Consider the following 504-nt stretch of genomic DNA (forward strand, 5'->3'; position numbering starts at 1 on the left):
CTTGGCGTGGCCGCTTGAGCAGATAACGTTAAGCCGCTGACGGCTAGCGCGAGTAATGATTTCTTCAACATGGTTTGTCCCTTGAGGTGCTTAAGTGATGTAGCGCGTAGATCTTATGGGCGCGAATTCTAATGCGTTTGAGAAACACTATCAACTGCATTCACAACAAGGTTTCGTTTAATTGATCTATCGCAAGTTCACTTCTCAAAAAGCACGTCGTTAGGATGCGCGATTAAGCGCAGATAAAGTCGATAGGAAAATAACGAGGGAAAGAGATGGCCTAAAAAGCCCAAATAAGCGGGATAATGGCCGTACCCACTAACCACATGATGATATTCAATGGCACTCCCAAACGCAGGAAGTCACTAAATCGGTAGCCACCGGCAGAGTAAACAAAGGTATTGGTTTGGTAGCCAATGGGCGTGGCAAAACTGGCACTGGCACCAAACATCACCGCCACCACGAACGGTCTTGGGTCCACCCCCATCTGCTGAGCAACACCAA

General features: G+C 48.0%; 1 pseudogene. It reads right to left on the reverse strand.

Annotated features, from left to right (window positions below):
* Positions 1 to 280 precede the first annotated feature (280 nt).
* Positions 281 to 504, reverse strand: a pseudogene (locus ACFQEU_RS18145) (SLC13 family permease); the annotation flags it as partial.

The sequence above is a fragment of the Halorubrum tibetense genome (assembly GCF_042661865.1).
Classification (GTDB): domain Archaea; phylum Halobacteriota; class Halobacteria; order Halobacteriales; family Haloferacaceae; genus Halorubrum; species Halorubrum tibetense.